The sequence below is a fragment of the Oleiphilus sp. HI0067 genome (assembly GCF_001635735.1).
On record NZ_LWFI01001051.1, the window covers coordinates 1 to 2,041 of the forward strand.

Genomic DNA, 2,041 nt, shown 5'->3' on the forward strand with positions numbered 1-2,041 from the left:
CGCCTGCAAGCACAAGCGATTGGGATGCGGCCTTGCTGTTAGGAGCCTCTGTACATGGTGTTTACGAAGAAGACCATCATCTAGGCTTAGCTTTTCAATTCACGCAGGCTGATGGTGATAACTTATATTCATTCCGTCCGTTGGACTATAAATATCAGGTAGTCGACGACATTTATATCAAGAGTTTTTTTGGTTTTGCTCGCTATGACCAGACTACGCCTGCACATGGTTATATTCTTGGTTTGGGATTGGAGTGGATGTTTCTTTCAGATGTAAGTTTCAGTACTGAATTTGCCTATGGCGATAAGGTGGCGCGTGATCGAGTTCTGGCGAGTGATCCTCCATCTTTGCAGTCATCGTCTCCAGAGATTTTTTACGATATATATATCGGAAGCTTTTATTTGTCTTGGTACTTTTAGTGTACGGTCTATGAAAGTAGCTATTATTCAAAAAGACTTAAAAAATCTAAGATCAGGTGTATCTAGGCTTGTTCGGTCAGAGCTAGAGGCTTTAGATCGGGCTGGAATTCAAAGTATTGTCGTTTCGGAAAAAGTGAATCCCGTTGTGCACGCCTCCACAATGGCGAGAGTGAAGAAAACAATTCGTTGGCCTCTAAAGGGATTTTTTAGGCGAGCTTTTTTTAAGTTTCAAGCAGGGCTTTGGATAAAAAATCTTAAACCAGATGTTAGTGTTGGTCACGGCGATATCGCTGATGTTGATATTTGTTTTATTCATAATTGCGTGCACTTGGAACACGAAGTTATCCAGGGGAAGGCTCTACCTGAGAGAAATGATGTGGGTAAATTGTATACTCAAGTTCTCAGTGCTAGTCAGTTTAAAACGATAGTGTGTAACTCAGAAATGATGAAGCAAGATCTTACAAATAGGTTTGCTCTTCAAGGAAAAAATATTGAAGTATTGTACCCAGGATGCGACCCCGATCATGTCTTGTCCTGTGATACGAACGTTCGAGATAATCTCAATATCGAAGAAGAAGCTTTCGTTATTGGATTGATCACGTCCGGAAATTTTAAAAAACGTAATGTCGATTTTTTTCTTGAATTTACTAAGTCTCTTCAGTTCGATCATCCCTTACACATTGTGGTTGCGGGAAATGGCAAACGCTCGGCTTATACGGAGTTGATAAACTCTCATCCTCATGCAGTTCATTTTTTACCATCAACAGATTGTGTCGCTAATTATTACAGTATGTTAGATGTATTCGTTCTTCCTGCTCATATTGAAGAGTTTGGTATGAGCGCATTAGAAGCAATGACATGTTCTAAGCCGGTTGTATTGCACAAAATGGTTGGTGCGAGTGAAATACTGGAGGGTGAATCTCTTCGCTTCTCACTGCCTAGCTTAAATAAAGATGTTTGGGTCTCATCTGTCCAAGACTTGTTAGATGATCAAGCGTTACGCAATAGAGTAGCTAGGCAAAATCAAGAAACTTCCCTCAAATACACTGCGAAAGAACAGAACAAAAAGTTTATTGCGCTAGTTCAAGCTGCTTACCAAGAGTCCTAATATCAACATGACAAAACAAGAACACTACGCCGCACTCTGCAACATGTATCGTGCAGCGCCAATCAATAGCTTTTACCCTCCTCGCATCGAGATCCAAGAGGGCAAATGTACGATCGAAATTGATCTCAAGCCTGAGTATTGTCATTCTGCTGGTGGCACGCATGGTTCGGTTTACTTTAAGATTTTAGACGATTCAGCATTCTTTGCGGCAAATTCATATGAAGATGAAGTGTTTGTGCTTACGACGTCTTTCACGACCTATATCACGCGTCCTGTTTCTGAGGGAATCATGCGTGCGGAAGGCAAGGTTGTGAACATGAATCGAACGCAGTTTATTGTTGAGTCCATAGCCTATGATTCAGAGAATCGAGAGATTGCACGAGGTAATGGTATCTTTGTAAGAGGAAAATTTCCTCTCGAGAAAGCATTAGGCTATTCATAAAGTAACGCGCCAATAAAAGCGATAAGTGCTGCGATCGAGCATAAGCTAAGCAGCAATGGTCTGAATCGATTG

At 41.2% G+C, this 2,041-nt stretch carries 3 protein-coding genes; all 3 read left to right on the forward strand.

Annotated elements, in window-relative coordinates:
• The coding region (locus A3739_RS29975) for a hypothetical protein (protein ID WP_197472336.1) at nt 1–419 on the forward strand (419 nt) is incomplete at its 5' end.
• A gap of 10 nt (nt 420–429) precedes the next feature.
• Nucleotides 430–1,527, forward strand: a complete 1,098-nt coding sequence (locus A3739_RS14470; RefSeq protein ID WP_068480773.1) for a glycosyltransferase family 4 protein — start codon at nt 430–432, stop codon at nt 1,525–1,527.
• Between the two features lie 7 nt (nt 1,528–1,534).
• Nucleotides 1,535–1,969, forward strand: coding sequence for a PaaI family thioesterase (locus tag A3739_RS14475; protein ID WP_068500566.1), 435 nt, complete (start codon nt 1,535–1,537; stop codon nt 1,967–1,969).
• Nucleotides 1,970–2,041: the final 72 nt, after the last annotated feature.